Origin of the sequence: Pseudoalteromonas sp. TB25, assembly GCF_000497995.1 — a bacterium.
Taxonomy (GTDB): domain Bacteria; phylum Pseudomonadota; class Gammaproteobacteria; order Enterobacterales; family Alteromonadaceae; genus Pseudoalteromonas; species Pseudoalteromonas distincta.
In genome coordinates this window covers 1-2,196 of record NZ_AUTI01000074.1, presented here as the reverse complement: position 1 = coordinate 2,196, position 2,196 = coordinate 1, and the positions used below count along the sequence as shown (strand labels likewise).

The following is a 2,196-nucleotide window of genomic DNA, read 5'->3' as shown; positions in this document are numbered from 1 at the left end:
CCTGCCTCAGTTGCCCCATTTATATTACGTGGTGTGTCACTAATAGGCATTGATAGCGTAATGCGCCCTAAAGCCGACAGAATTGAAGCGTGGGATCGTTTAGCTAAATTAGTAAGCGCCGATTATTTAGATAAAATTTCGACTGAAATATCACTAGAACACGTAATTGATAACGCAGAGCTACTTATGCAAGGCAAAATTCGCGGTCGTGTTGTAGTTAATTGTCAAAGTTAAGCTATTTACACTGTTAAAGCCTCGTTATTAAATTTATAATGCAATTTGTATTTTAATTACGAGGCAACACCTATGAGCAACCAAGAACTTTTCAGTAATAATCCACTGCAAGGCGTTAAATTAGAACAAGTGGTTGAAGAGCTGGTTGAACAATACGGGTGGGAACTCCTACACGCTTATTTACAACTTAACTGCTTTAAAAACAATCCTGATATAAAGTCAGCGGTTAAATTTTTACGTAAAACACAATGGGCACAAGAAAAAGTAGATAACTTTTACCTTTATCGTCTTAAAAACTTACCTAAGCCTGATGATGTGCAATACGAATTACCGCCACGCGATCGTGTGATCCCAGCTGATCATAAACCTGGTGAGCCATGTGAATTAAGTTTTAGCGATGCGAAACGCATTATGGAAAAAAAAGCAACAAAGCAACGTGCTCGTGATCGCAAACAACGCTCTAATTCTAGTAACCCTTGGGGTAACTAAACACGCTAATTTACTTTTGTAGAGCTATTTTAAATGGCTCTACAACTCTCTTTTATTAATTTTTACTACATCCCCGCCATATAGCTAAAAAATAGAAATCAATACCCTCGGTTTTTCCAAAAATCAGTTTCAGTACGCTCTGCCTCTAATGCCACCTTAAATGTTTTATCAGCAATGATTTTTCCATTAAGCTCAATCGTCATACGCCAATTACCCAACTTGTTTTCTATTGGCAGCCAAAGCGTATCGCCTAAGTAAAAGTTCCAATCACTGTTTTTAACGTATACATCGCCTTCAAAGGGGTCCATTACATCACCGTCACTGTCTGGAATATCTGGATGGTATATACAGTAGTGAAGCTTTTCGCCTTTGCCCTTTTTAATATTTACGATTAAGCCAAACTCAACATCTACCTCAGCTATTACATTTGTTGTAAATTGCTCTATTTGTGGCAATGCTTTACTTTCGCTATCCCACTTAGAGTAAATACCGTGACTTTGTAACGTCACTACAGGTTTTGTTTTAGCCATTAAGGTAACCTTTTATATTAGCTATTTTTGCATTAGTTTAACTTTTTGAAATTTTAAAATAAAACACAATCCAATAAAGTTAAATCTCAACTTAGCTTTAATACTTCGTCTATTTACATCATTGCTAATTTGTCATCATTGTTTACACACTATTTGCACAATTGCTGATTATTGTTTGAGTAACTTAATTGAACAGGTAAGCAGCAATGAAACTACACGCAGTTAATATTAAAAACTCAAATAGGGTAAATGCTATAAAGCTAAGCACCTTGGCTTTAGTTGTTTCATCGTTAGTTGCTTGCGGAGATGGAGAAGGCATAGTTGATACCTCAACAACTACAGATTCATCACCAACAACCTCAGATAACGGTACAGGTACGAGTAGCTCAACCCAAGGCGTGTTTTGTGAATATAACTACAGTGAATATAACGAGTCAGAATCAGTACAAGCCACCAGCGCTGCAGATTGGTCATGCACAGGAACTACACGCAACTTAGTCGCTAATGGCATACCTGATCACGAAGTAGGTACATTCCCTAATGCCGATAACCCAAATACTATTTCTGAACAATCAGTAAATGAAAGCTACACACTTGAGCCTGTAGAGACAACACAAGCAACCATGCTTGGTGGCCCTCGTGGAGTGATAGGTGTTGTACTTAACGGCATTAAAATAGACGCCGGCACAGGCGGAAGTTGCGGTGATTCAGGCACCGATTGCGATTTAGGCGACAACAGCGGTAATTGGAATATAGAAGCCTTAAGCCAAGACACGTTTAGTTTTGGAACAGACGACAACAATGCACACGTACAACCCGATGGCACATATCACTATCATGGTATGCCAGAAGGCTTTGTAGCAATGCGAGGTGGCAATAGCTCAACTATGACTCTAATAGGCTGGGCAGCAGACGGCTTTCCTATATATGCACGTTACGGCTA

General features: G+C 38.9%; 3 protein-coding genes and 1 pseudogene. 3 read left to right on the top strand and 1 reads right to left on the bottom strand.

The window, feature by feature from the left end:
* Nucleotides 1-234 (top strand): annotated as a pseudogene (locus L652_RS0101430) (oxidoreductase); the annotation flags it as partial.
* 72 nt (nt 235-306) lie between these two features.
* Complete coding sequence (locus L652_RS0101425) at nt 307-723, top strand: VF530 family protein (protein WP_024595281.1); 417 nt, start codon at nt 307-309, stop codon at nt 721-723.
* A gap of 98 nt (nt 724-821) precedes the next feature.
* On the opposite strand, the gene L652_RS0101420 is transcribed toward L652_RS0101425, so the two are convergent.
* Nucleotides 822-1,253: a DUF3859 domain-containing protein gene (locus L652_RS0101420; protein ID WP_024595282.1), complete on the bottom strand. Its 432-nt coding sequence runs from the start codon at nt 1,251-1,253 to the stop codon at nt 822-824.
* A gap of 206 nt (nt 1,254-1,459) precedes the next feature.
* Between L652_RS0101420 and L652_RS0101415 the strand changes: the two genes are divergently transcribed.
* Nucleotides 1,460-2,196, top strand: a 737-nt coding sequence (locus L652_RS0101415) for a YHYH protein (protein ID WP_024595283.1), incomplete at its 3' end; no start/stop codon positions are given.

What these genes read in the sequence shown, in the direction of transcription:
- L652_RS0101425 (WP_024595281.1), top strand. Translation starts at nt 307, where the DNA reads ATGAGCAACCAAGAACTTTTCAGTAATAATCCACTGCAAGGCGTTAAA.
- L652_RS0101420 (WP_024595282.1), bottom strand. Translation starts at nt 1,253, where the DNA reads ATGGCTAAAACAAAACCTGTAGTGACGTTACAAAGTCACGGTATTTAC.